Origin of the sequence: Nocardia sp. 2TAF39, from assembly GCF_052114905.1 — a bacterium.
Lineage (GTDB): Bacteria > Actinomycetota > Actinomycetes > Mycobacteriales > Mycobacteriaceae > Nocardia.
In genome coordinates this window covers 1-25196 of record NZ_JBFRFQ010000038.1, presented here as the reverse complement: position 1 = coordinate 25196, position 25196 = coordinate 1, and the positions used below count along the sequence as shown (strand labels likewise).

Below are 25196 nucleotides of genomic sequence, written 5' to 3'. Positions count from 1 at the left end.
AACTCTGCCGACCGGATCGGTCGGTCATTACCTTCCCGCCTCCGGTCCGAAGCGCGCGAGCACCAGGTTCTCGACCACGCCGACGATCGCGTAGAGCAGCACCGAGACCAGCGTCACGATGACGATCGACGCCCACAGCTTGCTGTATTGGAAGGTCGGGATGGCCCGGATCAGGCTGGCGCCGAGCCCGGTTCCGCTGCCGAGCCATTCACCGATCAGCGCGCCGATCAGCGCGCCGGGCACCGAGATTCGCGCGGCGGCGAACACCGAGGGCAGCGCCGCGGGGACTGCCACCATCCGCAGCCCGGTCCACCGCGATCCGCCGTACGCGGCCACCAGATCCAAGGCCTGGCGCGGCGCGTTGCGCAGGCCCGCCATGACCATGACGAGGGCAGGGAAGAACACGACGATCGCGGCCATCACCGTCACTCCGGCCAGTCCGCGGCCGAACACCAGCACGATGATCGGGGTCAGCGCGACCAGCGGCACCGAGCGCAACAGCATCGCCACCGGCAGGAACGTCTGCTCGACGGTGGCGAACGAGACGAACAGTGCCGCGACCACCAGCGCGGCGAGCATGCCCGCACCGAACCCGATCGCCGCGTCCCGCAGCGTGATCTGCAGATCGTCGATGATCGCCTGCCGTGCGGTACTCGCGTTGGGTGCGGTCACCAGATAGGTCCAGATGTCACCCGGAGACTTACCGACCCGCGGCCCGACCTGCGGGAAAGCTTTCAGGAAGACGTACCAGATCACCAGCATCAGCAGCAGCGAGATCAACAGCGGGAACAGGAATCGTCCGATCCGTCGCAGTAGTTTCATCGCTCCTCCTGTATCTTCCGGGACACCCGCACCCGGTCGGAACGATCAGGCGCTGCGCAATGGCCCCTCATCGCTCCTCCTGGGCAGTCCACGGAGCGGCCAACCGTGCGGCCAGCGCCACCACCGCGTACCCGAGTCCGGCCAGTGCCGCGGCGGCCAGCGCCATGCCCCAGGTGCGCGGCACGTTGTAGGCGGTCTGCGCTGCGGTCAGCGCCACCCCGATGCCGCTGTCCACGCCGCCGAGGTATTCGCCGATGATCGCGCCGAGCACGGCGGACGGCGCGGCGATCTTCAATGCCGCGAAAGTGTTCGGCAGCGCCGAGATCACCTGCACCCGGTACAACTGCTGCCAGCGCCCACCGCCATAGGCGCGCACCAGGTCGAGGCTGGTCCGGTCGGCCGAGCGCAACCCGGTGACGGTGCCGACCATCGTCGTGAAGAAGCAGTACATCGCGGCGAGGAACACCGTCGGCGTTCGTCCGCCGAACACGACAAGGATGATCGGGCCGAGCGCGAGCAGCGGCGTGCAGTAGCTCAGGATCGCCAGCTGGGTGGCCAGCGACTCGATCGGCGGGACCAGCACGATCAGGATGGCCAGCGCGATGGCCAGCCCATTGCCCCAGACGAACCCCTTCAGCGCGCCGAGCGCGGTGATCCGGAAGTTGGGCCCGTAGAGCCCCCACCCGTCGGTGACCATGGTGTGCAGCACCTGCCACGGGCTGGGTATGGTGCCGCCTGCGACGCCGAGCGCTGCGAGAATCCACCACACCGCGACCAGCCCGAGTACGCCCAGCACGCCGCCGAGGCGCTTCATCGCGCGCCTCCCCAGGCACGTCGGATACACCGCGCGAGCGGCTGGCGCCGCACCGGTTGCGGGGGCATGCTCAACCGCTGCCAGCCGGGCTTGCCGTAGCGCAGACAGCGCGCCGGATCGTGGGCGTTCATGCCACACCTCCCTTCCCGGACTTTCCGAACAGCAACTCCGACAGGTAGTCGTGCAGCTTGTGGAACTCCGGCGTTCGCATCATCTCGGGCAGCCGCGGACGCGGCAGATCGATCTCGACCAGCTCCAGCACCCGGCCGGGCCGCGGGCTCATCACGGCGACCACGTCGGACAGGAACACCGCCTCGGCGATGCCGTGCGTGACCATCAGCGTGGTCGCCGGCTTCTCGGTCCAGATCCGCAGCAGCTCCAGATTGAGTCGCTGCCTGGTCATGTCGTCGAGTGCGCCGAACGGTTCGTCCAGCAGCAACACGGTCGGCTTCACCACCAGCGCCCGGGCGATCGAGACACGCTGGCGCATGCCGCCGGACAGCTGCGCGGGTTTGGCCTTCTCGAATCCGTCCAGTCCCACCAGCCGGATCAGGTCGGCGATCTGCGCCGGATCGGGTGTCATTCCGGCGACCTGAAGCGGCAGCTTGATATTCGATTCCACCGAACGCCAAGGCAGCAGCGCCGAATCTTGGAACGCGATGCCCAATTCGTGGTGGCCGCGCAGTTCGGCGGGTGTCTCGCCGTCGATCAGCGCCTTGCCCGCGGTCGGCGTCTCCAGCCCGGCGAGAATGCGCAGTACCGTGGACTTGCCGCAACCGGACGGGCCGAGCAGCGCGAGAAACGCGCCCTGCTCGGTATGTAGATCCACGGAATCCAGCGCCTGCACCGTTTTCCGCCCGACCCGGAAGGTCTTGGTCAACCCGCTGATGTGAATTCCGGTCCCCCCGGCAGTGCTGCTATCCGTGCTCATGCCGGTCACCCTAAGAGCACCCGGTTGCGTGGACATTGCGAATCGCGACGCCAGATTGCGCAATCGTTACATGCCGGGCGTAGAGCGGGTATTCCGAATCGAAACGAGCCGATCCGGATGGGACACCGCCCGCCACGGGTCGCACAGCGAGTCCTGATCATCACGTTGCTCGACGCGGCTGCCCATCGCAGGCTCGGAGATCCTCTGGAGCGAGGTGATCGGCAACGGCTTCGGCCTCGCCTCCGCGCCCGGCGGCATGCGCCGCCGGGTCTGGGCATGGCCGACCGGAGAACGGGATCACCGCAGGCACAGGCCCGAACCCGAACGAACCAGCTGACGTGCAGAATCTGCAGAACCCGCGGATACCCCCAGCGGGCAACTGCGAACGCGCTGGTCAGCAAGCCGCGGTTCGGTGCGGTACCCCGGCGGGGTTCGTCACGGAACTGTCCGGGTGTGGTTGTGGCGGTCATTTGGTAGAGGTGGGCCGAGCACCTGCCGGGTCAGACGGCAATAAAGAAGTCGCCAACTCTCTTGCGAACTTCGGCGCACCTGAAATCCAGTTCGTCGGTGCTGTCCGCGACGACGAACGCGAGGCCCAAAGCCACCGAATCCATCATCGACCGGGTCGGCAGGTACGTCTTATCCTGCTCGGCCGCCATCCGGACCTCCACAACGCCGGGAAGCCCCACGAGTTCCGCCTCTGCCCCACCCAGATACCGGGACTGTCGATCAATACTGAAGAGCACGAGTGCACCACGCCGGGACAGCGAATAGCCGACACGTCGCTCCGATGACGGAGCGCGAACCCCGAAAAGCTCCGCGATGTAATCGCACTCGCGGTGGATCTGTGAGTTCCCGGTGAGCAGATAGGTCTGCTGAGGATGGCCGATCCCGTGCGCTCGCGCCCCGAAATCGATCAGGCGAGGCCCCAGCGCACCTGACATGATCTCCATGTGCGCAGGTCCGACACGTACCCCCAAGGCATCGAGCACCCGCCGCGCGTAATCCGTCAGCTCAGCCACCATCGGATCATCGTGGTCGAGCCACCTACCCCGCTCGTAGACGAAGTCACCAGAACCCGACACCCACTTGTCGTACACACTGACACACAGAAGTTCGTGACTGCCCTGAGCAGAGAAGGTGTCCACGGCGTATTCCACCCTCGGGCTGGGATACATTTCCTGGATCAGAGCGCCTGAGTGGCCCCCGAAGAGTCCGGCGCTGTCCGTGATCGCGGATACGGCGTCGGTCAATTGGTCGGGAGTTTCAACCAATCGAACGTCCACGGAGGCGGCGCCCCGAGCCGGTTTGACAACCAGCGTCCGACCTTCGCGTAGTTCCGCAACCGCTTCTGCCGGAACGATGTTCCGGCCCGCGGCAACAGACCGTGTTGTCAGACTGGGAACACCGGCAGCCGCCAACGCCTCGAACATGTACTGCTTGTCCCATCTCCGCATCGGCGAAGCGGCATCGTTGGCGGGGCAATCCGGAATGTCGGCGCGCAGGCGATCGCACAGCTCGACTCCGGGCTCGGATCCGGCAACAACATATTTCACTGATCGTTCCACACACATCTGACGGAGCAGCTGGTAGGAAGACCCGAAGTCTGCGGCGAAATCCAACGCGCCCGGAGTGGGCGCAGTACGAAACCCTGACACCAGGGCCCGGTCGGTATCCAACAGTATTGTGTTGATCCCATACTCCTCGAGCAGCGGAAGATACAGTTTTCCCGAGCTCACGGGGTCTACGATCAAGACCGAATTATCCGACACGATCCGGACTCCTATCCTTAACTATTCCGGCTACTACCGCTACTGCCCCCGCGGCCAATGAAATCTGGACTACGAGCGCCCAGTACATCGCGCGATCATGCAGGACTCCGAAGGCTCCGATCCCCGGTCCGACCGCGAAACCAATCGACTGAGCAGCCGACAGATATCCTTGATATCTGGGGTTCTCCGAATGGGAGGAAATATTCGCTATCGATGCGCTGGCCTGCGGAATAAACATGGCCTCCCCCAAAGAAAACAGCACGAATCCGAAAATGCACACAGTCCAGCTTGTTCCGAATCCGCAAACAGCAAGTCCGACCCCTGTGACGAAAACACCGAGCCCCAGCGCATAGTTCCATCTCAGCTTGGACAGCATGGAGCTGAGCGGCAACTCGAAGACAATGATGAAAATAGAATTTACGACGAGTAGAACGCTATACAATTGCCCGTCACCGGATATTCGTTCGACGGAAAGGGGGATTCCACTCATACTCTGGGAATAGACTGTCATCGCAGTTCCGAAGACCACGACGATCGCCCACAGGCGCGCCGTATGGGAGACGTCATATTCGGCATGCACGGTGGAATGGGAATCGAATTCCGTCGAGTACGCCCTTCGCTCCCGCGCTGCCGCGCGTTCCTCCGCCGCCCGAAGTCGAGAGCGCTCACACAGCAGTAACACGGCAGTCGACAGCGAACCGAGCGAGGACAGAGAGAACAGCAATGAGAAGTTGTCTTGTCCCACGACCGCAACAGCGACTGGGGCAACGGTGACACCGCTGCTGAGGAAAATCCGATGAAACGCGACCACCGTCAGGGTGTCGCCTTTGTAGCTCGAGCCGGTAACCAAAGCCGCCGCAGGGCCGGAGAACGACTGCGTCACCGCCACACTGAGGGACGCCACCACAATCGCCGACGCCGGCTCCGTCGACATCAATCCAAGAAGAAACAACAGTGGAACATTGAGTACAGATCCGGCAATCAGCACGTTGGTCGACCCGAACCGGGTGGCAGACCACCCACCGACAAGCGACCCGAGTACGCCGGCGAAACCGGCCGCGAACAACGCCAGAGACAAGCCTGAGGCACTCAGTCCGATCGATTTGTAGAACACCGTGGAAAACAGCGCCAGGAAACCAACCGACCGGCTGAGAAAAGTGGTTATCGAAACGATCCATACTTCTGCGGGAAACGCTATCAGTTTCCGCCTGCCGATTACCGCAGTGGCCAATGGGTACACCACCTCGCATCGGCGAGGATATATTCATTCACACGCACACACTTCCCAAATCTACCCGCAGCATAAGTAGATCCCCTGCAGGACTTCACGCAGCGTATCGGAGAAATATTCTTCGGAGAGTCGGACGCCGACCAGGTTTTCGGTGCGAACAGGACTCATCGAGCCGCATCCCTGGCGATGTGGACACCGATGCGCGCGATTCCGCGCACCATCTCCAGGGCGAGGCGGCGGGTTGGTGCCACGGACTCCACCGGGTCCTCCTTTGCTCGGCAGCATTCAAACGCTTTGTGCCGGTCCATCTCCGAGTATCAGGCTGCCGCAATCCGGACCCTAAGGCAAGCGCTCACGGGGAAACATCCGTCAGTCCGGACAGGAATATCCGCATCCGAGCGAGGGGGTAACAACGCGGCGAGGACTCCGCGAACCGTTGCGCCCGTTCGCTTCCGCGAAGGGGCGCAATACTACAACTGGTACAGGTCAGTTGTATTTCGTTGTGTCACAGTCGTTGTCGTCGATATCCCGCTTGTCGGACGCCGCGTTGGCGGCGACTGAACCAGTGGGAGGAGTCGCAGGAATCCTGCTGCGCGGAAACGCCACCCGCACCGATCGCCAACGTGCGTCGCTACCCCTGTGGGGCGTCTGGCCGGTGGTTACCGGTCTGGTCTTCAGCTACATTGCGGGCATCTTCCACCAGTACTACACCGTGGTACTGGACCCGGCGATTGCCACGCTTGTCGGCGCGGACGCGGTAGCGCTGTGGCGGGAAAGCCGGCTCCTGGCACGCCTTGTCGTTGTGCTCGGTGCGGCGCTCATCTCGCGACATCTTGGATCCCGTTGAGCAGCAGCACAAGTTTCGTGCCATGGCTGCGGCGGGCGGTCCTGATCGTCTTTCGCCCCTTACCGTCCGTCGGCGCCTACACCAGGTCGACCCGCACTCCCGCCGCGCGGATCGCCGCCACCGCCGCGAGGTCGGCGTCGCTGTCGGTAACCAGGACCTGCACCTGCTCGATGCCGCAGATCCGGGCCAGCGCGGTGCGTTCCAGCTTGTCCGCGGTGGCGACCACCATCACATGTCCCGAGCGCCGCACCATCTCGGTGGTGACCCCGGCCTCGTCGATGTGCCTGCACTGGGCGCCGCCCTCGGCGGAGATCGCGTTCACGCCGAGGATGAGTTGGTCGAGCCGCAGTTCGGCCAGCGCCCGTTCGGCCAGCGGCCCGTGCAGTTCGTAGGACTCCCGCCGTGCCACACCACCGAGGACGATCGTGCGCATATGCGGCCGCAGTACCATCTCACCCGCGATGTTGAGCGCGTTGGTGACGATGGTCAGCTGATCGTCGCCGGACATCCCCAGATCGGTGCGCCCGGCCAGCGCCCTGGCCACCGCCGTGGTGGTGGTGCCACCGTTCATCGCGATAACCGTGCACGGATCCACGAGGGACGCAGCATGTTCCGCGATCCGCTGCTTTGCTTCGCCCGCGGTCTGACGGTAGCGGGCAGGCAGGTCGTAGGCGACCGAGGTCGCCACGACCCCGCCGTGTGTCCTGGTCGCCAGCTGCTGCTGCGCCAGCGCGGTGAAATCGCGGCGCACCGTCGCGGGGGACACTCCCAGCTGTTCGGCGGCCTCGTCCACCGAAAGCCGCCCGGATTCGGCGAGCAGTTCCAGCAGCCTGTTCCACCGCTGCGGCCGGTCCGTCGATCCGGTCATCGCACACCGCCAGGGCCGTGCGAACGACGTGCTGTTTCTCCAAACACGCGAACAATATGACCACAGGCACGGTGCCGACCGTCAAGATTCCCCGGCGGTGATGCCGAGCCGGGTCGACGATGCGCCTGGGAAACCGCGGCGTGTGGCACGGCGGGTTCGGTGCGCCGGATATCGTACCCGCCGCCTGGCAGCACCGGTGGCGCCGACACCAGTCGAAGTTGTTGCCTGCGCCAATCATTCACCGCTCGGCCCATCTCGACCGGTAACCGATCAGACCCGGTCATCTACTTGACACTGCCGGCGGTCAGACCTGCCACCAGACGCTTGTCGATGAGTGCGAACAGCAACACCACCGGAATGATGCCGACAGTGGAAATCGCGAACACATATTGCCACGCCGTGTCGTACTGCCCGACGAACTTGGTCAACGCCACCGACAGCGGCTGGTTTTCCGGTGTGGTCAGCACGACCAAACTGGCAGCGAACTCGTTCCAGCACGAGACCACGACGAAGATCGTCGCGGTAACGATGCCCGGCCAGACCAGCGGCAGGCTGACCCGGATCAGCGTCTGCCAGCGGTTCAATCCGTCGAGCAGCGCGGCTTCCTCGATCTCCACCGGGATGGCGGCGAAGAAGCTGTGCAGGATCCACACCGCGAACGACAGGTTGAACGCGGCGTTCACCAGGATCATCGCCAGCCAAGTGTCGTTGATGCCGAGCGCGAAGAACTCCCGGATCAACCCGGTCACCAGGACGGTCGGCTGCAACATCTGGGTCACCAGCACCAGGCCGAGAAAAACCACGCGGCCCGGAAAACGATGGCGCGCTGTGTAATACCCCGCCGGAATCGCGACGGCAAGCACCAGCGCGGTCGCGCAGACCGAGATGACGATCGTGCTGACCAGGTTGAACGGCAGCGGCGTCTCCGGGGTATTCCACATCGTGGCGTAGTTGTCCGGATGCCACTCCTGCGGCAGGTATGTCGGCGGGATGCGCAGGATTTCCGCCCTGCTCTTCATCGAACCGAGGACCATAACGAGGAACGGCAGCAGGAATACCGCGGAAAGCACCACACCGACCGCGGTGAGTTCCCAGCGACGCCGCTTGGTCCCGTCGCCCGTGCGCGCGCCGGGTTCGACCGCACCCGCGACCCCCGCCACGTCCGCCTGCAGTGTCATCGGTCGACCTCCTTGGTCGGCCGGATCACCTTCACGTAGATCGCGATGATGACGAGGATCAACGCGAAGTTCAGCACGCTCATCGCGGCGGCGGTGTCGATCTGCTGGTTCTGGCGAATCAGCTTGAAGGTCAAGGTCGTCGTGGTGTCCGCGGAGAATCCCGCGATGCTGCCGGTGATCACCTGCAGGATCGGCAGCGAGTTGAACACGTTGATGATGTTGATGACGGTCGCCACCGCGATCGCCGGACGAAGCTGCGGCAGTGTGAGATAGCGGTAGCGCTGCCATGCTCCGGCGCCGTCGACTCGGCCCGCTTCGTCGATCTCGGCCGGAATCGATTGCAGACCGGCCAGGATGGTGTACGTGGTGAATGGCACGGACACGAACACCGCGACACCCATCGCCACGAGGAACGCCTGCGTCGGCTGCTTGGTGAAGCCGTAACCCCGGTCGAGCACCCCGATGTCGACGAGAAACCGGTTCGCGATGCCGACGTCCGGATCGAGCATGTAGTAGAAGATCGACGTCGTCATCACCACCGATGCCGCCCACGGCACCAGGATCGCCATCCGCACCGCGGTGCGGCCGGGGAAGTCCTTGTTCAGGAACTGGGCCAACGCCGCGGAGAGCAGCAGCGTGATCAGCACGACGCCGACCACCCAGATCACCGTGTGGACCAGGACCGAGCCCAGCTCCGAGATCCCGAACAGGGTCCGGTAGTTGGCCAGCCCGGCGTTGCCACGGTCCTGGCCGTAAGCGCTCAGGTCCCTGGTGCTGGTCCACACCATGTAGCAGGCGGGGAAGGCGACAATGGCCGCGATCAAGACCAGTGACGGTCCGATCCACGGCATCGCCGCCAGTGTTCCTCTGCGCCGCACGCTACTTCACGGCTTCCTGAATCCGCTGCAACACCTCGGCCGGGTCCGCGCCCTGGCCGATGGTGCCCATCTGCTGACGGATGGCGCCCTGGGCCGCGGCCCACTTCGCATTGTTGCTCGGGTAGAACCGCGCCACCGGCAGCGTCCCGGCGAACGCCTTGGTGACCGGGTCGTCGGCGAGTTCGGCGGCAGCGCTCTTGGTGATCGGAATGAAGCCCTCGTGTCGCACGAAGTTCGAGTACACGTCGGCGGAATAGAAGTAGTCGAGGAACTTCTTGATCGACTCGGTCTTCTTGCCGTCCTTCTCGAAGGCCATCAGGTGATCGGCGACGCCGAGAGTGACCGGCTCACCTGTCTTCGTCGGCGAGGGTGCGGTCGCGTACTGCAGGCCCGGGTTCTTCGCGGCGATCTGGCCGATGGTCGGCGGCAGGCCCTCGATCATGCCGATTTTGCCCTGGATGAAGGCGTTGATCACGTCCTTGCGGTCGGTCGCGCCCGGATTCGGCTGGGTCGCGCCGGCGTCGATCAGCTCACGCATCGCCCGCACGCCCTCCAGGTTCTGCGGGGTGTCGACGGTGATCCGGTCGCCGTCGGACCAGGAGCCGCCCGCACCGAAGGTCCAGATGGAGGTCTCGCCCTGGGCCTCCTCGCTGCCGAGCGGCAGACCATACCCGGACACGCCGCCGCCGAGCGCCTGGATCTTCTTCGCCGCATCGGTCAGCTCGGCCCAGGTCTTCGGCGGCGCGGCGACGCCCGCCTTGGCGAACAGGTCGGTGTTGTAGAACAGCGTGCGAGTCGAGGCGAACAGCGGGAGCGCGTACTGCGTTCCGTTCAGCGAGGCATTGGCGGCGAATCCGGGCTGGATGTCGGCCAGCACCGGTGCCGACACGATGTCGGCAGCCGGATACAGCATGCCGTCGCTTGCGAAGCTGGCGTACGCGTCGATATTGAGGATGTCGGGTGTGGTGGACTTCGACTGCAGCTTGGTGCGTACCACGTCGTTGATGGAGTTCCACGACTCCATCTGCAGATTCACGGTGAGGCCCGGGTTCTGCTGCTGGAAGCCGGCGATGATGCCGTCCCACAGGGCCTTGGTACCGGTGGCGCCGTCGCTGTAGGCGGGAGCGAGGAAGTTGATCGTGGTGTCGGAGTCTGCGGCATTTTTCGAACCGAAACCGCAGGACGACAGCGCCAGCGCAAGGCCGGTGACCATCGCGACTCCGGCAAGTACGCGGTGGAGTGGTCTTTTCACGAGCAGAACCTTTCAGATTTGCACACCCGGCGCCAGCGGACCGCCGATGATGGGAGGACATACCGTCCGTGCGGTTCAATCTAGCTCGTGCGGTGATCACATGTGACTGATTTGATCGTAAATTTGACATGAACGATCACCAGGGAGATCCTGTCCGTGTGCCGCTCTCCGCCGAATCCACTCCCGTGACCCATCTGGCCACCGAGGTCGCCACCCAGCCGGACGACTGGGCACGCGCCACGACCGTCGCCGCCGACCACCGAGCCGTGCTGCCCCAACCTGGCGAGCGCGTGGCCGTGATCGGCTGCGGAACCTCACTGTTCATGTCCCGCGCGATCTCCGCGCTGCGCGAAGGCGCAGGCCACGGGCGCACCGACGCCTGGCCGGCGAGCGAGGTACGCGATCGCGACTACGACCGCTATCTCGTGATCTGCCGTTCCGGCACCACGACCGAAGTGGTGCGTGCCATGCGGGATATTCCGGCACACATCCCCCGTGCCGTCATCTGCTCCAGCCCCGGCACCCCGGTGCTGGAGCTGGGCGATCCGATCCTCATCGACGAGGTCGACGAACAGTCGGTGGTACAGACCCGCTTCGCGACCACCACGCTGGCGATCCTGCGCGCACACCTGGGCGACGACCTGGATCCGGTGATCACGCAGGCCCGCGCGGTGCTCGCGGAGGACCCCGCGGTATCGCTCGCCGAGGTACGTGGGGCCGAGCAGATCAGCTTCGTCGGCATGGGGTTCGCAGCGGCCATCGCGGACGAGGCGGCGCTCAAACTGCGCGAATCCTGCCAGTCCTGGACCGAGGCGTACCTGGCGACCGAATACCGCCACGGCCCGATCAGCATCTCCGCGCCGGGTCGCGCGGTCTGGGCCTTCGGACCGCTGGAGCCGAACTTCGCCGATGACGTCGTCGTCACCGGCGCACACCTGGAATATCGCGACATCGACCCGATGGCCGACCTGGTGCGCGTCCACCGGCTCTGCGTGCTGCGGTCCGCGGATCTCGGACTCGATCCCGACCACCCACGCAACCTGAACCGCTCCGTGGTCCTCGAGCCGTGACCAGGGTCTTGTGGTGAACTCCGCACCGGACGCAGCCTCCCCACGCCGCACCGCGGTGGCATCTCCGCGGCCGGCCGTGGCGTTGTCCGACGACGCGCTCGTGCTCGGAGTGGACGTCGGCGGAACCACCATCAAAGGCGAGATCACCGACGTCGCGGGCACGGTACTCGCGACAGGAACTTTTGACACCCCGCAGGGCGAGGCCGCGTTCGACGCGATAGGCGAGCTCGGCGACCGATTGCTCGCCGAACTGTCCGGCGAACAGCGCCACCGGGTCGGCCGGGCGGCGGTGGTGCTGCCGGGCATCGTCGACACCGCGAACTCGATCGCAGTGTTCAGCAGCAATGTCGGCTGGCGGGACGTGCGTATCGGCGACCGCTTCATCCGACGCTGGAAGATCCCGGTCCTCATCGAGCACGATGTCGCCGTGGCGGGTTGGGCCGAGTGGCGGTTCGGCGCGGGACGCGGGCACGACAACGTGTGCGTGATCATCCTCGGTACCGGCATCTCCGGCACGCTTTCCGCAGGTGGACGACTAGTACGCAGCAGTTACGGACAGGTCGGCGAATACGGCCATGTGCCCGTTCGACGCGAGGGCGGATTACCGTGCCCCTGCGGCAATATCGGTTGCGTGGAGACCGTGGCTTCCGGAGCGGCCATGGCGCGCGCCTACACTCGCCGCACCGGACGCGAAATAGACGGCGCCGCAGATGTTTTCGTTCTGTCGACCACCGATCCCGACGCGGCGGCGGTAGTCGAGGACGCGGTCGGCGCGCTCGCCGACGGACTGGTCGGCTTGGTGCACGCGGCCTGCCCCGAATTGGTCGTCCTCGGCGGCGGTCTCGCCGGAGCGGGCGCCGCCCTGACCGAGCCGCTACACCGAGCACTGGTCGACCGGCTGCGCCTGGTCCCCGCACCACGAGTCGTACTCGGCGAGTTCGGTGTCCGCGCCGGTCTTGCGGGCGCCGCGCTGTTCGCCCGACGGGGGGCACTCGAATGACCGACCTGGCGATTCGGGGGCGCATCGTTTCGGCGAGCGCGGGCTTGGACGACGGGGTGGTTTCGGTTTCCGGAGCGCGGATCGCCGCCGTGCAGCCGTTCGCGCAGTGGCGCGCCGGGCACCTGGACGCACCCGAGCCGCCGATCTCCGGAATCATCCTGCCCGGGCTTGTGGACATGCACAACCACGGTGGATTCGGGTACCGGTTCGACACCGTGGACGGCGCGCAGGCGCGGGCGGCGGCCGAGTTCCATCACGTCAGCGGATCGACCACGGTGGTGGCGAGCGTGGTCACCGCGGCCGGCGCCGACATGGTGGCGCAGACCGCCGTGCTGCGGAAATTGGCCGAGGAAGGGGTACTCGGCGGCATTCATCTCGAGGGTCCCTTTTTGTCCCAGGCCCGATGCGGGGCACAGGATCCGCGATTTCTGCGCGACCCCGATCCCGAGCTGACCGACCAACTCCTGGCCGCCGGTGGCGCGCATCTGCTCGTGCAGACGATCGCACCGGAGTTACCCGGCTACGCGGCCGTCGCGCGGCGACTGGTCGACATCGGCGTCGTGGTCGCGCTGGGCCACAGCGACACCGACTTTGCTTCGTTTCGGGAAGCATTGCGCCCCAAAGGCTTCGGAAGCATCGTCACCCATCTCGCGAACGGGATGCCACCACTGCACCATCGCGATCCCGGCCCGATCGCCGCAGGTCTGGTCGCCGCGGCGGCCGGGGACGCGACCGTAGAGTTGATCGGCGACGGCGTGCACGTCGATCCCGGATTCGTCGCACTGGTGTTCGCAGCCGCACCGGGACGGGTCGCGCTCGTCACCGACGCCATGCAGGCGACGGGGCTCCAGGACGGCGAGTACCGGCTCGGCACACAGCCCGTCACGGTGCGCGACGGGGTCGCGCGTATCGCCAACGGTTCGATCGCGGGCGGAGTCAGCACGCTGCTGCAGTGCGTGGCGAGAGCGGTGCGCGAATCAGGTGTTCCGCTGCGGGAGGCGGTGCTGGCGGCCACGGCGACCCCGGCCGCGGCGCTCGGGCTGACCGACGTCGGTGACCTGCGGCCCGGGCAGTTCGCCGACATATTGACAGTCGATGACAGTCTCCAGTTGCGCCGGGTGCTCAGACGAGGACAGTGGTTGTCGTGATCCTCACCGTGACAATGAATCCCGCGTACGACATGACCTACCGGGTCGAGCGCTTCGAACGCGGGCAGGCCCACCGGGTCCGCTCGGCGGAGCAGCGCATCGGCGGAAAAGGCATCAACGTGACCCGGGTGCTGAATCAACTCGGCAAATACTCCAGGGCGACCGGATTCTCCGATCACGCCTTCGCGGCGGTCGCCGAGCTGGAGATGCCGGTCGACTTCGTGCACGCACTGCCCTGGGTACGCCGCACCGTGGTGATCAGCGAGTCCGAGGACGGCACCGCCACCGCGCTGTGGGAGCCGGGCGCCCGCGTCTCCAACCCGCATGCCGCCGAACAATTGGCCGTCCGTGTGGCGGGTCTGCTACCCGATATCGATGGGCTGGTCATCTCCGGGTCACTGCCGGTCGGCATCGATCCCTCGCTTCCCGCCGAGATCGCGCGGACCGCGATCGCGGCCGACGTACCGACCATCTGCGATGTCGACGGCGAGGCATTGCGCTTGGCCGCCCAGGTGCCAGGCATCGTGCTCATGCCGAATGGTGAAGAGTTGCACCGACTGACCGGTGCCGAACCGCACACCGCCGCCGACGTCGTGACCGCCGCCTATCCGCTCATCGATCGGGGGGTGCGCGCGGTCATCGCGACACGTGGTGCCGAAGGAATTGTCACGGTTACCGCCGATGGCGCGTGGTCGGCAGTGCTTCCTGAACCACTCGCCGGAAACCCCATCGGCGCAGGTGATTCCGCAACAGCCGCCGTGATCGCCGCGCTTTCGACCGAGACCGCCCCGGACTGGCCCGCCATCCTCACCGACGCGGTAGCCACCTCCGCCTCCTCCGTCGTCATCCCGGTGGCCGGCGAAATCGACCGCGGTCTGCGCGCCCGAATCGCCCCGACCGTCCGCGTCGAACACCTGGACCTGCCGACGCGCGCTCAGCCATGAGGAGACGCCCGCAATGCCGCTGACTTCGGTTGCCGACCTGATCACCGCCGCCTGCCCCGGCGGTCTCGGCGCGTTCAACGTGATCACCCTGGAGCATGCCGAGGCCATCACAGCCGCCGCCGAATCGGCGAAAAGACCAGTGGTATTGCAGCTTTCGGAGAATACGGCGCTTTATCACCGCAGTCTCGCCCCGCTCGCACTCGCTTGTCTGCGGATCGCCGCCGACAGCAGCGCCGCCGTCGCCGTCCACCTCGACCACGCTACCGACCCCGAACTGGTTCGCGCCGCCGTCGATCTCGGTATCCGCTCGATCATGTTCGACGGCTCCACCCTCGACTACCCGGACAACGTCGCCGCCACCGGCGCCATCACCCGCTGGTGCCATGAGCGCGGCGTCCACGTCGAGGCCGAACTCGGCGAAGTCGGCGGCAAGGACGGCGCCCACACCCCCGGCGTCCGTACCGATCCCGACGAGGCGGTCGAATTCGTGACCGCCACCGGCGTCGACGCGCTGGCGGTAGCCGTCGGATCCTCGCACGCCATGCACAGCCGCACCGCGCAACTCGACACCGACCTGATCGCCCGCCTGGCCGCGAAAGTCCCGGTCCCCCTGGTCCTGCACGGCTCATCCGGCGTCCCCGACGATGGACTGCGCGCCGCCGTCGACCACGGCATGACGAAAATCAACATCGCCACCCGCCTCAACGTCCAGATGACCGTCGCCATCCGCACCACCCTCACCACCAACCCCACCCTCGCCGACCCCCGCAAATACCTCGTCCCCGCCCGCTCCGCCATCCAGTCCGAAGTCGAACACTTCCTCCACCTGCTGGCATGACCTCATCAGTGCGAGGGCCGAACGTCTTCGTGGACGGCAACTCTCCGGCCACGCTCGGCGCTGCCATGGCTCTGACGAGCTTCCCCGCCTCCATGCGCGGGGTCCGACGGGGAACCGGAGACAGTCCCCTTTGGTGCAATGCTGTGTCGCTCGTTCGAAGGAGATGCGGCCGGCGGCGCGGGCGAGGGTTCGGCGCCGCCGGCCGACGGGGTGGTGGAACAGGGCAGTTGTCCACCGGTACAGCTGTCGGGCCGATCGCGTCGCACCGACAGGACTACTCTCGCGCGCCCAGCTGAGTGCTCGTTGCCACCGAGCTGAGAGTCAGCTGGGAACCGAGTGGTGTGGGCCGATCAAATCAGGTCAGAAGCGGAGCGGATGGCGGAGGTGAAGCTCGACCAGTCGGCCTGGTCGAACGACAGGATCGGTCGGGCACCGACCACGCCTCGATACTTGCTGTCCCGGACGAGGACTCGCTCACCGTCGAAGCGAACCTCGACGCACGCCTGACTGTCACTGGAATAGGACGACTTGAACCAGCCCTCCATAGGAAAACCCGGGCTATCCACATCGTCGAGTTTACAAGCTGGCGGCTCTTGTCTCGATCAACGCGAGCGAATCGGCACGGGACATGGCGTGATCGACAAGCGCACTGTCGAACATGGTGCTGAGATGCCGTACCGGCTCGGTGTCCTCGATCAGCCCGAGGTGGACAAGAGTCTCGCTCCAGGCGATGTCCGGTAGGAGTGTGCTCTCGAAGCCGAGCACGTGAAAGGTGGCTCCGCCGAGTAGAACCCCGCCTGGCGCCTCGAACGGTATGACCCTGATATCCAGGGTGTCGGGACGCTGCTCGATCAGCGACGCGAGATGGCGCAGCTGCCCTCGCAGCACGTCGACACCGCCGGTGCGCTGGGTAAGCGCGGCTTCACCGATTACCGCCACCAGGCGAAGCGGATCGGGTCCGGTCAATCTTTCCTGGCGGCGCATACGCACCTCGACCCACCGGTCGATCTCCACCCTTCGAACCCGAGCGAGGTCGTTGGTGAATAGTGCCTGTGCGTAGTCCCGCGTTTGCAGCAACCCAGGGACCAGCACACTTTCGTAAGTGTGGATGTGCTGCGCGCCATACTCCAACCCATACAGGCGTGTCACCTCATCGGACAACAGCCCCGCATATCCTGACCACCACCCGCGCTGCTTCGCAATATCCCGCAGCCGCAGCATCTCCTCGCGCTCGGCAGGCTCGAATTCGAGCAACCTCATCAGCTTCTTCAGTTTGTCCTCGGCCAGGACGCGTTCCTTCTCCACCTTCGACCAATACGACAGCGTGAAGCCGAGTTCTTTCGCCACCACCGAGGCGCTGACATCGAACTCGTTGCGACGGAGTCGAATACGCCGCATGAGCTCCCAGCGCGCGACCGTAGGCGAGAGTGGTGCCATCGTCCGATCGTGTCCTTCCAGCTCCGGCAATTCGTGGAGACGACCGTACCCGCATTCATATCCAACCGAGGTTTGTCAATAGATAGGTCAACTTGACCTATCGGTGGTCTGTCCCTAATCTTTTTGTGTTGCGCATCGCAGGCGGGGGCTTTCCGGGCCCGTATGCGCGGGAACGAGGGGGTTCTGATGTCTGTGCACGTCATCGACCGGGCATGGATCGTGAGTGATCGCACGCCGCACCAGGCGCGTCGGGTCAGCGAGGATGCGTGGGTGGTGTCGTATCTGCGCGGCCGGATGTTGACGACGGAGCAGGCGACGGCGGCGATCCAAGCGGCGGAAACGGTTTCGCTGATGGAGGAGTTGGCGAGCCGGATGGGGCTCACGGCGCTGGAAGCCCTCGGTCTGGTCGTTATCGAGACACCTTGGGATACCGGGCCGCCGCGACGTGGGCCCCGGTTGCCGCGCCCTGGCGGGCGGCATCGCCGCTGATTTCTACGTCTCGCATACCGCACAACACCATTCGATCCAGGGGGTTATCGCAGTGGAACCGCTGCCGACCAAAGAACTCGTTTTACACGCCTGCCGTGTCGTGCCCCGGCACGACCATCCGATCCTCGAATCCGCACACCTACTCACTGGATTGCACCGGCAACGGCTGCACACCGAGCACGGCGAGGCGACCGACATCGATCAGCACCGCGCCCGACTCGTTCTCGCCATCGACCGCTGGGTCGCCACCGAGGTGCCACCTCCACACGGCGGCGCCCACATGCACACTGAAACCGTCGGCATGGTGATCGACCGTCTCGCCCAGTTCTCCGCGTGCGCCGACGAAGTCCTACCCATCGCACCGGAATGGGCCGTCCACGACGCATGGGAGCGTCTCGCCGAACTCGCGCTCGGCTATGAAGACCTCGCCTACGAGGTCTCGGCGGGCCTTCGCCGCCTCCCGTACCTCAGCGGCCCGCGCGACCAACGATGAACCGCCACCGAATCGTGCCGAGAGCATCGCCGCTGACAGCTCGGGTGAACTCTCCGCCTGAGCTAATCCTCGGACGGGTCCGGCCAGGCGTGGGTTTCCAGCCGAGTGCGCACGCGCGTCACATCTGCCTCGGAAGGCATGTCGTTGGTCAGCTTCGTGATCATCACCTGGATGTCGGTCTTGTCGATGGGCAGTTCGCCGGAGCCGGTCAGCTCGGCGGCGATCTGAGCTACCTCCTCATCGGAGAGTCGGCGGCGCAGTAGGGCGAGCAGCGGGATGTAGTCGGATTCCGGGACACCCTCCGGATATCCGGCCCGCAGCCAGTCGATGATGGCGTTCAGGAAAGGTGGCATCGGCGAACGCTTTTCGTTCAGTCGGAATCGGCAGGGGGGTCGGCCAGTGGCCAGCCGCCCGCTGCCAGATGGGAGGCGACGCGGGCGATGTCGCGGTCGTCCGGTTGCTCCTTCGCGACCCGGACGATCGCTTCCTCGATCTCGGCGTGGGTGATCTCGCCGTCCGGATTCGAGGCCGCCAACTCCTCGGCAATCGCGACCACCTCGTAGTCGGTGAGGTGGCGGTGCAGCACCGCGAGCAGGGCGACATAGTCCGAACGCGGGACCCCCTGTGGATAGCCGGCGCGCAGCCAGCCCACGATCTTGCCGAGCAGGTGCGGCCGTAGCTGTGCGGGTTTCGCTCGATCGGTCACTCTGACGCCCCTCATGCCTGTTCGAACAGATGAATGCCGAACCTTGCCGCGATGAAAGCTTTTGCGGTGTAGAGGATTCCGGTGAGGATTGCCACCACGACCAACATGAGACACACCACCGCTACCGCGAGCGCGGGGTAGCTGCGCCGCACCGCGTCTCCCTCCTCGACGATTTCCGACGCCGACCAGAACCGCACTCCGATCGCGAAGATCATCGGCAGCCCCGCCCCGAGCAGCAGCCCGGCCGACATCACCTTCCACAGCGAGTTCAGATTCGTGACGAGAGTGTGCACGCCGGGACCTCCTAGACCTGTGCCGAATGGGACGTCGAGCCGAATTCCGTCGTCTGCCCGCCGTCTGCCGAGTCCTGGGTAACTCCTGGCGTGCCGGTGGCGCCGCCCGGCCACTCGTTGACGTTGCCGGTGTGCACCGGATTTCGCCGGGACCGCAGATACATCAGGGTCGACAGCGCGATCAGAACGCCGAACACCACGAGCACGCCGGCCAGCCCACCGACGAAGTGCGCGACCGCCCAGCAGATCGCACCGGCCACACCGGCCAGCGGCAGCGTGAGCAACCATGCGACCACCATCCGCCCCATCACGCCCCACCGCACCTCGGCGCCCTTGCCTAGCCCGGTACCCAGGATCGAGCCGGTCGCGGTCTGTGTGGTGGACAGCGGCAGCCCGAAGTGGGCGGAGGTGAGAATGATCGCGGCGGACGCGGATTCGGCCGCGAGCCCCTGCGGCGAGTCGATCTCGACGAGCCCCTTGCCCAGCGTCCGGATGATCCGCCAGCCGCCGAGATACGTGCCCGCCGCGATGGCGACGGCACACGCGGCCATCACCCACAACGGCAGCTCGTCGTTCTTGGTGAGCGTCCCATGCGCGACGAGGGCGAGGAATATCACGCCCATCGTCTTCTGCGCGTCGTTGGTGCCGTGCGCCAGCGAGACCAGCGAGGCGGAGCCGATCTGGCCCCAACGGAAGCCTTCGGTAACTTTGTCCTCCGCGGAGGACCTGGTGATCCGGTAGACCAGCCAGGTGCCGATCGCCGAGACCAGCGCGGCCACGACCGGAGCGAGCACCGCAGGAAGAATGATCTTGGTGACCACCCCGTCCGATCCGGACGCCCAGATCACGCCGCTCCAGCCCAGCGAGGCGAGCGTCGCGCCGATCAGACCGCCGAACAGGGCGTGCGAAGAACTCGACGGCAGGCCGAACAGCCAGGTGAGCAGATTCCACAAGATACCGCCGACCAGGCCGGCGAAGACGATGACGAGCAGGTCGTGACCGGACACGGCATCGAGTCGAACGATGCCCTTGGCCACGGTGGCGGCGACGGCGACCGACAGGAAGGCGCCGAGCAGGTTCAGCACCGCCGACAGCGCGACCGCGACGCGAGGCGTGAGCGCACCGGTGGCGATCGACGTCGCCATGGCGTTGGCGGTGTCATGGAAGCCGTTGGTGAAATCGAATGCGAGTGCCGTCACGATGACGATCAGGAGAACCAGTAATTCGACGGTCACGCCTCCAGTGTGCGGCACCCGCCAACGTCATCGCCAAGCGGTTACCGTTAGTCGAACGTCGAGGACGGGATAGCGCGGATTGTGTCCCCTCTCAGCCGCGCCGCGTGCATCCCGGTGTCACCGGACGACCTGCGAATCGATCGTCTATCCACGCATTCGCACCTGGGATCCCGCTGAGGCCGACGATGAAGTGCTCCCCCAAATACACCTCGAAGTCCACCTCCGCCCCAGCACGGCACCAGTCCGCGTAGAGATTCTCCGTCCCGGCCAGTGGCACCCACGGATCATGTGTGGCGTGATAGAGGAACACCGGCACCTTCGGCGCGGTCGCGCCCATGCGATTGTCGGCCAGAATCTCCTTGACCATCGGCAGCTGGGTGGGCGCGGCGACATCGGTGAGCGCCTGCACCGGAATCGGCGCGACGACACCGGCGAACCCCTCCGCCGACATGCACATGTCCTTGCCGATCTGGGCCAGGCGCCAGCCGTTGTCGTTCATCAGACCGAGCATTTCCGGATACTCCCGGGCCAACCCGAGTGTCGCGGCGAGAAACACTCCGGAGGCGGCGTTGCGGCCGTCCATGCCGGCCAGCAGCATGCCGAAGTCGGCGGGCACGCCCCCGAACGCCGCGCCGACGAGGTTCACCTCCGGCGCGTAGTCCGGTGCCAACTGCGCGGCCCATCCGGTCGCGATCGCGCCACCGGAGTAACCCGTGACCACGGTCGGCGTGTCGGGCGACAACCCGAAGTCCGGTGTGCGGACCACGGCCCTGATCGCGTCGAGCACCGCGTGACCGGCCATCCGACCGGCCCCGTACGCCTCCCGCGGCCCCTGGTGGTCGGGGACGATTACGGCATATCCCTTGGACAGCGGAATCTGCGCGGCCCACAACTTGCTCTCCAGCGCGGATTTCAGCTCGTAGGACGGCGCACATTTGTGCCCGAGCGAGTCGATCGCGGCGTTGAACGACAGCAGCGGGCGCGGCCCGGGGCCGGTCCACGGCGCGGTCGGCATGAGCAACGTCGCGACCACCGGCACCGGCCGACCCTTGGCGTCGGTGGATCGGATCAGCAGTTCGGTCGAGATCAGCGGAAAGAGGGTCAGGCCCGTGCCGCTCGGGCGGGTCGCGAGAATCGTTCCCAGCGGCTGGTTCTCGAAGTCCGGCGGCGGCGTATAGAACGGATCACCCAGCGGCGTAGGCAGAACTCCGGCGTACTCACGCGACGGCGCGAGGAGTTGCTCGATCGGATTCGCGCGCGCGGACGTCCCCGCTGCACTCACCGCCAAGGCAGCGACCAGCGCCAACACCGTTCCGACGTACCGCAAACGCACCATCGCACCCACCTGCCGACCCCTGTCCCGATGCAAGAAAACCTGCCGAACCATTGCAGTGTCGAGCATCTGCCACCCTGATGAGCCCATACTGACAGCGGCACAACCCTCAGCGCAGCGTCACACGCCGACGGTGTCAGATCACGGTCTGATCAAGGCAGCAGTCCGCGCACCGTGTCGATGGTGTCGGCCTCGACGGGATCCTTGTCCGGGCGATAGCGCACCACCCGGGCGAAGCGCAGGGCGACGCCGCCGGGGTAGCGCGGGCTGACCTGGACACCGTCGAGGGCGATCTCGACAACGAGTTGCGGCCACAGGTACACGGTGGACCGGTCACGGGCCCGCTCGTGCCGCGGGAATTCGGCTGTCTGCCAGTGCAATAGCGCGTCGGTCAACCCCTTGAATGTCTTGCCGACCATCACCGGATCGCCGGTTTCCGGATCGCGCGCGCCGAGGTGCAGATTCGACAGGTAGCCGGTGCGGCGACCGTAGCCCCACTCCGCGCCGAGCACGATCAGGTCGAGGGTGTGCGTCGGCTTGATCTTCTGCCAGGCCCGCCCGCGCCTGCCCGCCGCGTACGGTGCGGTCAACGACTTGATCATGACGCCCTCGTGGCCGGCCGCGAGCACACCGTCGAAGTATTCGGCGGCCGCCTCGGCGTCGGGCCGGATCAGCGCGGGAATGCTGTACGCCCCGGCCACCTTCGTGAGCGCGGCGCGCCGTTCGGACAGCGGGGCGTCGAGCAGGTCCCTGCCATCCAGGTGCAGACAGTCGAAGAAGTACGGGTGCAGCAGCAACTCCCGCGTGGAACTCACCTCGGCGAAGCGGCTCATGGTCTCCTGGAATGGACGCGGCCGCCCGGAGTCGGTGAGCGCGAGCGTCTCCCCGTCCAGCACGACGCTCGTACAGGCCAGCCCGGCGACCAGCTCCACCAGCTCCGGCACCCCCGCGGTGATGTCACGCAGCGTCCTGGTGAAGACCCGGACCTGATCGCCCTCCCGGTGCACCTGGATACGGGCGCCATCCATTTTGTGCTCGACACTTACCTCGCCGTCGAACTCGGCAAGCGCCTCGTCGAGCGTCGCGCCCGGTGCGGCGAGCATCGGTTGGATCGGACGGCCGACCTCCAGACGGAACTCGGCCAGCGCCTCGGCTCCGCCGGTGAGTGCGGCCGCGGCGGTGACCGGCAGCCGACCGGAAAGCATGTACGCCCTGCGCACCGAATCCGGCGGCACGTCCGCGGCCGCGGCCACCGCCTCGCCGACGAGCGCCGTGAGCGCGCCCTGGCGCAACTCGCCGGTCAGCAGTCGCAGGAGAAAGTCCTGTTCGTCATGGGTCGCGGTGGACCACAGCGCCGCAAGCAGTTCCTTGCGGCGGGCAGTCGAGCCAGGGCCCGCGGTCTCGGCCAGATCGCTCAGCGCGGAGTTCACCGCCGAAACCGTCAGCGTCGCAACGATTGCCGGTGTGCCGTCCATCGCCGTGAGCGTGCGCCAACCCGTCCCGATCCGCCCCTGTGGCAGTTCGCCGGACACCCAGGCGACGACCGGCGCCAACTCGTGCGGCGCGGCCGATGTCAGCAGTTGTGCCAGCGTGGCAATCTTCGTCTTTCGTGACCTGGTCGCTCGAACGGTCTCCGAGGCCTGCACGACATCCGAGAACAACACCTCTCGACGGTAACCCCGAGGTGTGACATATCGCTCCGACCGACTGCTAATTTCCCCTTGGCAGGTTTGCGAAAGCGCCCATAAACTGGACACATGGCCAAAACTTACGTCGGAGCGCGGCTACGCCAGCTGCGGACCGAACGTGGGCTGAGCCAGGTCTCACTCGCCCAGAAGCTGGAGATCTCGGCGAGCTATCTCAACCAGATCGAACACGACGTGCGCCCGCTGACCGTACCGGTGCTGCTGAAGATCAGCGAGGTGTTCGGCGTCGACGCGACGTTTTTCTCCTCCCAGGACGACACCCGGCTCATCGCCGAACTCCAGGAGGTCGTGATGGATCAGGAGCTGGGCATCGAGGCCGACACCCAGGAGATCGCGGACATGATCTCGGCGCACCCGAGCATGGCCCGCGCGCTGGTGAACATGCACAACCGCTATCGCAACACCTCCGCCCAGCTCGCGGCCGCCACCGAGGACCGGTTCGCAGACGGCGCGGGCACCGCCGCGATCAGCAAACCGCACGAGGAAGTGCGCGACTACTTCTACCAGCGGCAGAACTACATCCATGCATTGGACACGGCCGCGGAGGAACTCACCGCGCGCATCCGCTTCCACGGCGGTGACGTGAACAGCGAAGTCGCCAGGATGCTGCGCGCGCACGACGTACGGATCATCGAGCGCATCGACCTCGGCGAGGGCGTGCTGCACCGCTACGACCCGCAGACCCAGCACCTCGAGATCGCACCGCACCTCTCCGGCGGACAGCGCACCTTCAAGCTGGCCGCCGAGCTGGCCTACTTCGAGTGCGGGGAGCTGCTCGAAAAGCTGGTCGAGGAGGGCAATTTCGCGTCCGAGGACGCCCGCAAGCTGGCCATGCTCGGCCTTGCCAACTACTTCGCCGCGGCAATGGTCCTGCCGTACACGCATTTCCACGAGGTCGCCGAGGATTTCCGCTACGACATCGAGCGGCTGTCGGCGTTCTTCGCACAGAGCTACGAGACCATCTGCCACCGGCTGTCCACTCTGCAACGGCCGGCACTGCGCGGCGTCCCGTTCTCCTTCGTCCGGGTCGACCGGGCGGGAAATATGTCGAAGCGCCAGTCCGCCACCGGTTTCCACTTCTCCGCCAGCGGCGGCACCTGCCCGCTGTGGAACGTCTACGAGACGTTCGCCTATCCCGGCAAGATCATGACGCAGATCGCCCAGATGCCCGACGGCCGCAAGTACCTGTGGGTGGCCCGCACGGTGGAGCGCCGCGCCACCCACTACGGGCAGCCGAGCAAGACCTTCGCGATCGGCCTCGGTTGCGAACTGCGACACGCAGGCCGCGTGATCTACGCCGACGGCATCGATCTGGACGAAGTCCAAGCGACGCCGATCGGCGCGGGCTGCCGCGTCTGTGAACGCGCCAACTGCCCCCAACGCGCCTTCCCACCCCTCGGCAAGGTCCTCGACATCAGCGAACACCGCAGCTCGGTCTCCCCGTATGTGCTGAAGTAGTCGCACCGCCCCCGCTCACCGCGCCTGGGTCATGTGCTTGGCGGAGACCTGCGAGACAAGGACTCGCGCACGATGACGGTTTGGTGACCGATTCGCAGGTGTGTGCCGTGCTGGGCCCCGACGACTCGAATGTCGCGATCGCCAGCAGCACCGCCTCCGTGCTGCTGGATTGGTTTCGTCCCGTAGATACCGCACACGGGTTGTGACCCGATTCATGGTTTCGGCGAGCTGCGGTTTCGCGATTCCGGTGCGCCGAATCGAGTTTGGGTCAGAAAGGACCATTTTGACCCATCGCATCGCGCGGTATGCGGCGGATGAGTGCGTTTCTGCGGTGGCCTCGGTGCGTGGCGGTGATACCGCCGCCTGAGCTGCGGCGGCATCACTGGGCGGCAGGTCAGCTCACCGGCGTCGAGGCGGGGGGTTGCCAGGTGCCGTCGATCGTCGACCGTCGAC

27 protein-coding genes and 1 pseudogene are annotated in these 25196 nt (G+C 66.0%); 11 read left to right on the top strand and 17 right to left on the bottom strand.

The annotated features are described in order from the left end of the window. Positions 1-27 precede the first annotated feature (27 nt). The 3 genes from AB4Z47_RS21975 to AB4Z47_RS21965 all read right to left on the bottom strand — a co-directional run bounded on the left by AB4Z47_RS21975 (position 28) and on the right by AB4Z47_RS21965 (position 2567). Positions 28-822: an ABC transporter permease gene (locus AB4Z47_RS21975; protein WP_441953191.1), complete on the bottom strand. Its 795-nt coding sequence runs from the start codon at positions 820-822 to the stop codon at positions 28-30. A 67-nt stretch (positions 823-889) separates the two neighbouring features. Further along, positions 890-1636 carry an ABC transporter permease gene (locus AB4Z47_RS21970; protein WP_441953190.1) on the bottom strand — a complete coding sequence of 249 codons (747 nt, stop codon included), beginning with the start codon at positions 1634-1636 and terminating at the stop codon, positions 890-892. 127 nt (positions 1637-1763) lie between these two features. Further along, positions 1764-2567: an ABC transporter ATP-binding protein gene (locus AB4Z47_RS21965; protein ID WP_441953189.1), complete on the bottom strand. Its 804-nt coding sequence runs from the start codon at positions 2565-2567 to the stop codon at positions 1764-1766. Positions 2568-2720: 153 nt separating this feature from the next. On the opposite strand from AB4Z47_RS21965, the pseudogene AB4Z47_RS21960 reads away from it, so the two are divergent. Beyond that, positions 2721-2856, top strand: a pseudogene (locus tag AB4Z47_RS21960) (nicotinamide riboside transporter PnuC); the annotation flags it as partial. Between the two features lie 211 nt (positions 2857-3067). Here the strand turns inward: AB4Z47_RS21960 and AB4Z47_RS21955 are convergent. Both AB4Z47_RS21955 and AB4Z47_RS21950 read right to left on the bottom strand, forming a co-directional pair. Then, positions 3068-4321, bottom strand: coding sequence for an ATP-grasp domain-containing protein (locus AB4Z47_RS21955; protein WP_441953188.1), 1254 nt, complete (start codon positions 4319-4321; stop codon positions 3068-3070). 7 nt (positions 4322-4328) lie between these two features. Continuing rightward, positions 4329-5570 (bottom strand): MFS transporter, encoded by a 1242-nt coding sequence (locus AB4Z47_RS21950; protein ID WP_441953187.1) that lies wholly within the window; start codon positions 5568-5570, stop codon positions 4329-4331. A 565-nt stretch (positions 5571-6135) separates the two neighbouring features. Here AB4Z47_RS21950 and AB4Z47_RS21945 point away from each other — a divergent pair. After that, positions 6136-6417, top strand: a complete 282-nt coding sequence (locus AB4Z47_RS21945) for a hypothetical protein (protein ID WP_441953186.1) — start codon at positions 6136-6138, stop codon at positions 6415-6417. 76 nt (positions 6418-6493) lie between these two features. Here the strand turns inward: AB4Z47_RS21945 and AB4Z47_RS21940 are convergent, their stop codons facing one another. From AB4Z47_RS21940 to AB4Z47_RS21925, 4 genes are all read right to left on the bottom strand, one after another. Next, positions 6494-7285 (bottom strand): DeoR/GlpR family DNA-binding transcription regulator, encoded by a 792-nt coding sequence (locus AB4Z47_RS21940; RefSeq protein WP_441953185.1) that lies wholly within the window; start codon positions 7283-7285, stop codon positions 6494-6496. A gap of 284 nt (positions 7286-7569) precedes the next feature. Then, positions 7570-8463, bottom strand: coding sequence for a carbohydrate ABC transporter permease (locus tag AB4Z47_RS21935; protein WP_441953184.1), 894 nt, complete (start codon positions 8461-8463; stop codon positions 7570-7572). Next, positions 8460-9314, bottom strand: a complete 855-nt coding sequence (locus tag AB4Z47_RS21930) for a carbohydrate ABC transporter permease (protein WP_441953183.1) — start codon at positions 9312-9314, stop codon at positions 8460-8462. Before AB4Z47_RS21930 ends, AB4Z47_RS21935 begins: the two co-directional genes overlap by 4 nt. Before the next feature lie 28 nt (positions 9315-9342). Next, complete coding sequence (locus AB4Z47_RS21925; protein WP_441953182.1) at positions 9343-10593, bottom strand: extracellular solute-binding protein; 1251 nt, start codon at positions 10591-10593, stop codon at positions 9343-9345. 158 nt (positions 10594-10751) lie between these two features. On the opposite strand from AB4Z47_RS21925, the gene AB4Z47_RS21920 reads away from it, so the two are divergent. From AB4Z47_RS21920 to AB4Z47_RS21900, 5 genes are read left to right on the top strand one after another with little or no spacing between them, the layout of a single operon-like run. Then, complete coding sequence (locus AB4Z47_RS21920) at positions 10752-11663, top strand: SIS domain-containing protein (RefSeq protein WP_441953181.1); 912 nt, start codon at positions 10752-10754, stop codon at positions 11661-11663. Between the two features lie 13 nt (positions 11664-11676). Further along, on the top strand, positions 11677-12663 hold the full coding sequence (locus tag AB4Z47_RS21915; RefSeq protein ID WP_441953180.1) for an ROK family protein: 987 nt from the start codon (positions 11677-11679) through the stop codon (positions 12661-12663). Beyond that, positions 12660-13811, top strand: coding sequence for an N-acetylglucosamine-6-phosphate deacetylase (locus AB4Z47_RS21910; RefSeq protein ID WP_441953179.1), 1152 nt, complete (start codon positions 12660-12662; stop codon positions 13809-13811). Before AB4Z47_RS21915 ends, AB4Z47_RS21910 begins: the two co-directional genes overlap by 4 nt. Further along, positions 13808-14755, top strand: coding sequence for a 1-phosphofructokinase (locus AB4Z47_RS21905; protein ID WP_441953178.1), 948 nt, complete (start codon positions 13808-13810; stop codon positions 14753-14755). Before AB4Z47_RS21910 ends, AB4Z47_RS21905 begins: the two co-directional genes overlap by 4 nt. Before the next feature lie 13 nt (positions 14756-14768). Further along, on the top strand, positions 14769-15593 hold the full coding sequence (locus tag AB4Z47_RS21900) for a class II fructose-bisphosphate aldolase (RefSeq protein WP_441953177.1): 825 nt from the start codon (positions 14769-14771) through the stop codon (positions 15591-15593). Between the two features lie 350 nt (positions 15594-15943). Here the strand turns inward: AB4Z47_RS21900 and AB4Z47_RS21895 are convergent, their stop codons facing one another. Continuing rightward, positions 15944-16159: a DUF397 domain-containing protein gene (locus AB4Z47_RS21895; RefSeq protein WP_441953176.1), complete on the bottom strand. Its 216-nt coding sequence runs from the start codon at positions 16157-16159 to the stop codon at positions 15944-15946. 10 nt (positions 16160-16169) lie between these two features. After that, the gene (locus tag AB4Z47_RS21890; RefSeq protein WP_441953175.1) at positions 16170-17030 is read right to left on the bottom strand and encodes a helix-turn-helix domain-containing protein; all 861 of its coding nucleotides are present in this window, start codon (positions 17028-17030) and stop codon (positions 16170-16172) included. A 186-nt stretch (positions 17031-17216) separates the two neighbouring features. On the opposite strand from AB4Z47_RS21890, the gene AB4Z47_RS21885 reads away from it, so the two are divergent. Together AB4Z47_RS21885 and AB4Z47_RS21880 are read left to right on the top strand one after the other, a co-directional pair. Further along, positions 17217-17519: a hypothetical protein gene (locus AB4Z47_RS21885; RefSeq protein ID WP_441953174.1), complete on the top strand. Its 303-nt coding sequence runs from the start codon at positions 17217-17219 to the stop codon at positions 17517-17519. 52 nt (positions 17520-17571) lie between these two features. Beyond that, the gene (locus tag AB4Z47_RS21880; protein ID WP_441953173.1) at positions 17572-18012 is read left to right on the top strand and encodes a DUF4254 domain-containing protein; all 441 of its coding nucleotides are present in this window, start codon (positions 17572-17574) and stop codon (positions 18010-18012) included. A gap of 62 nt (positions 18013-18074) precedes the next feature. On the opposite strand, the gene AB4Z47_RS21875 is transcribed toward AB4Z47_RS21880, so the two are convergent. From AB4Z47_RS21875 to AB4Z47_RS21850, 6 genes are all read right to left on the bottom strand, one after another. Then, complete coding sequence (locus tag AB4Z47_RS21875; RefSeq protein ID WP_441953172.1) at positions 18075-18365, bottom strand: DUF3349 domain-containing protein; 291 nt, start codon at positions 18363-18365, stop codon at positions 18075-18077. 17 nt (positions 18366-18382) lie between these two features. Continuing rightward, positions 18383-18718, bottom strand: a complete 336-nt coding sequence (locus tag AB4Z47_RS21870; RefSeq protein WP_441953171.1) for a DUF3349 domain-containing protein — start codon at positions 18716-18718, stop codon at positions 18383-18385. Between the two features lie 11 nt (positions 18719-18729). Then, positions 18730-19011, bottom strand: coding sequence for a hypothetical protein (locus AB4Z47_RS21865; protein ID WP_441953170.1), 282 nt, complete (start codon positions 19009-19011; stop codon positions 18730-18732). 11 nt (positions 19012-19022) lie between these two features. Further along, positions 19023-20246, bottom strand: a complete 1224-nt coding sequence (locus tag AB4Z47_RS21860) for an anion permease (RefSeq protein WP_441953169.1) — start codon at positions 20244-20246, stop codon at positions 19023-19025. 91 nt (positions 20247-20337) lie between these two features. Beyond that, positions 20338-21582, bottom strand: a complete 1245-nt coding sequence (locus AB4Z47_RS21855; protein ID WP_441953168.1) for a lipase family protein — start codon at positions 21580-21582, stop codon at positions 20338-20340. Positions 21583-21731: 149 nt separating this feature from the next. Further along, on the bottom strand, positions 21732-23243 hold the full coding sequence (locus AB4Z47_RS21850) for an ATP-dependent DNA ligase (RefSeq protein WP_441953167.1): 1512 nt from the start codon (positions 23241-23243) through the stop codon (positions 21732-21734). 93 nt (positions 23244-23336) lie between these two features. Here AB4Z47_RS21850 and ramB point away from each other — a divergent pair, with 93 nt between their 5' ends. Both ramB and AB4Z47_RS21840 read left to right on the top strand, forming a co-directional pair. Next, positions 23337-24743 (top strand): acetate metabolism transcriptional regulator RamB, encoded by a 1407-nt coding sequence (gene ramB / locus AB4Z47_RS21845; RefSeq protein ID WP_441953166.1) that lies wholly within the window; start codon positions 23337-23339, stop codon positions 24741-24743. 83 nt (positions 24744-24826) lie between these two features. Next, positions 24827-24949 (top strand): hypothetical protein, encoded by a 123-nt coding sequence (locus AB4Z47_RS21840; protein WP_441953165.1) that lies wholly within the window; start codon positions 24827-24829, stop codon positions 24947-24949. Positions 24950-25196: the final 247 nt, after the last annotated feature.

Bases quoted from the DNA above. Each gene is read 5' to 3' on its own strand.
- AB4Z47_RS21975 (WP_441953191.1), bottom strand. From the start codon at position 822: ATGAAACTACTGCGACGGATCGGACGATTCCTGTTCCCGCTGTTGATC.
- AB4Z47_RS21970 (WP_441953190.1), bottom strand. From the start codon at position 1,636: ATGAAGCGCCTCGGCGGCGTGCTGGGCGTACTCGGGCTGGTCGCGGTG.
- AB4Z47_RS21965 (WP_441953189.1), bottom strand. From the start codon at position 2,567: ATGAGCACGGATAGCAGCACTGCCGGGGGGACCGGAATTCACATCAGC.
- AB4Z47_RS21940 (WP_441953185.1), bottom strand. From the start codon at position 7,285: ATGACCGGATCGACGGACCGGCCGCAGCGGTGGAACAGGCTGCTGGAA.
- AB4Z47_RS21935 (WP_441953184.1), bottom strand. From the start codon at position 8,463: ATGACACTGCAGGCGGACGTGGCGGGGGTCGCGGGTGCGGTCGAACCC.
- AB4Z47_RS21930 (WP_441953183.1), bottom strand. From the start codon at position 9,314: ATGCCGTGGATCGGACCGTCACTGGTCTTGATCGCGGCCATTGTCGCC.
- AB4Z47_RS21910 (WP_441953179.1), top strand. From the start codon at position 12,660: ATGACCGACCTGGCGATTCGGGGGCGCATCGTTTCGGCGAGCGCGGGC.
- AB4Z47_RS21900 (WP_441953177.1), top strand. From the start codon at position 14,769: ATGCCGCTGACTTCGGTTGCCGACCTGATCACCGCCGCCTGCCCCGGC.
- AB4Z47_RS21890 (WP_441953175.1), bottom strand. From the start codon at position 17,030: ATGGCACCACTCTCGCCTACGGTCGCGCGCTGGGAGCTCATGCGGCGT.
- AB4Z47_RS21885 (WP_441953174.1), top strand. From the start codon at position 17,217: ATGTCTGTGCACGTCATCGACCGGGCATGGATCGTGAGTGATCGCACG.
- AB4Z47_RS21875 (WP_441953172.1), bottom strand. From the start codon at position 18,365: ATGCCACCTTTCCTGAACGCCATCATCGACTGGCTGCGGGCCGGATAT.
- AB4Z47_RS21855 (WP_441953168.1), bottom strand. From the start codon at position 21,582: ATGGTGCGTTTGCGGTACGTCGGAACGGTGTTGGCGCTGGTCGCTGCC.
- ramB (WP_441953166.1), top strand. From the start codon at position 23,337: ATGGCCAAAACTTACGTCGGAGCGCGGCTACGCCAGCTGCGGACCGAA.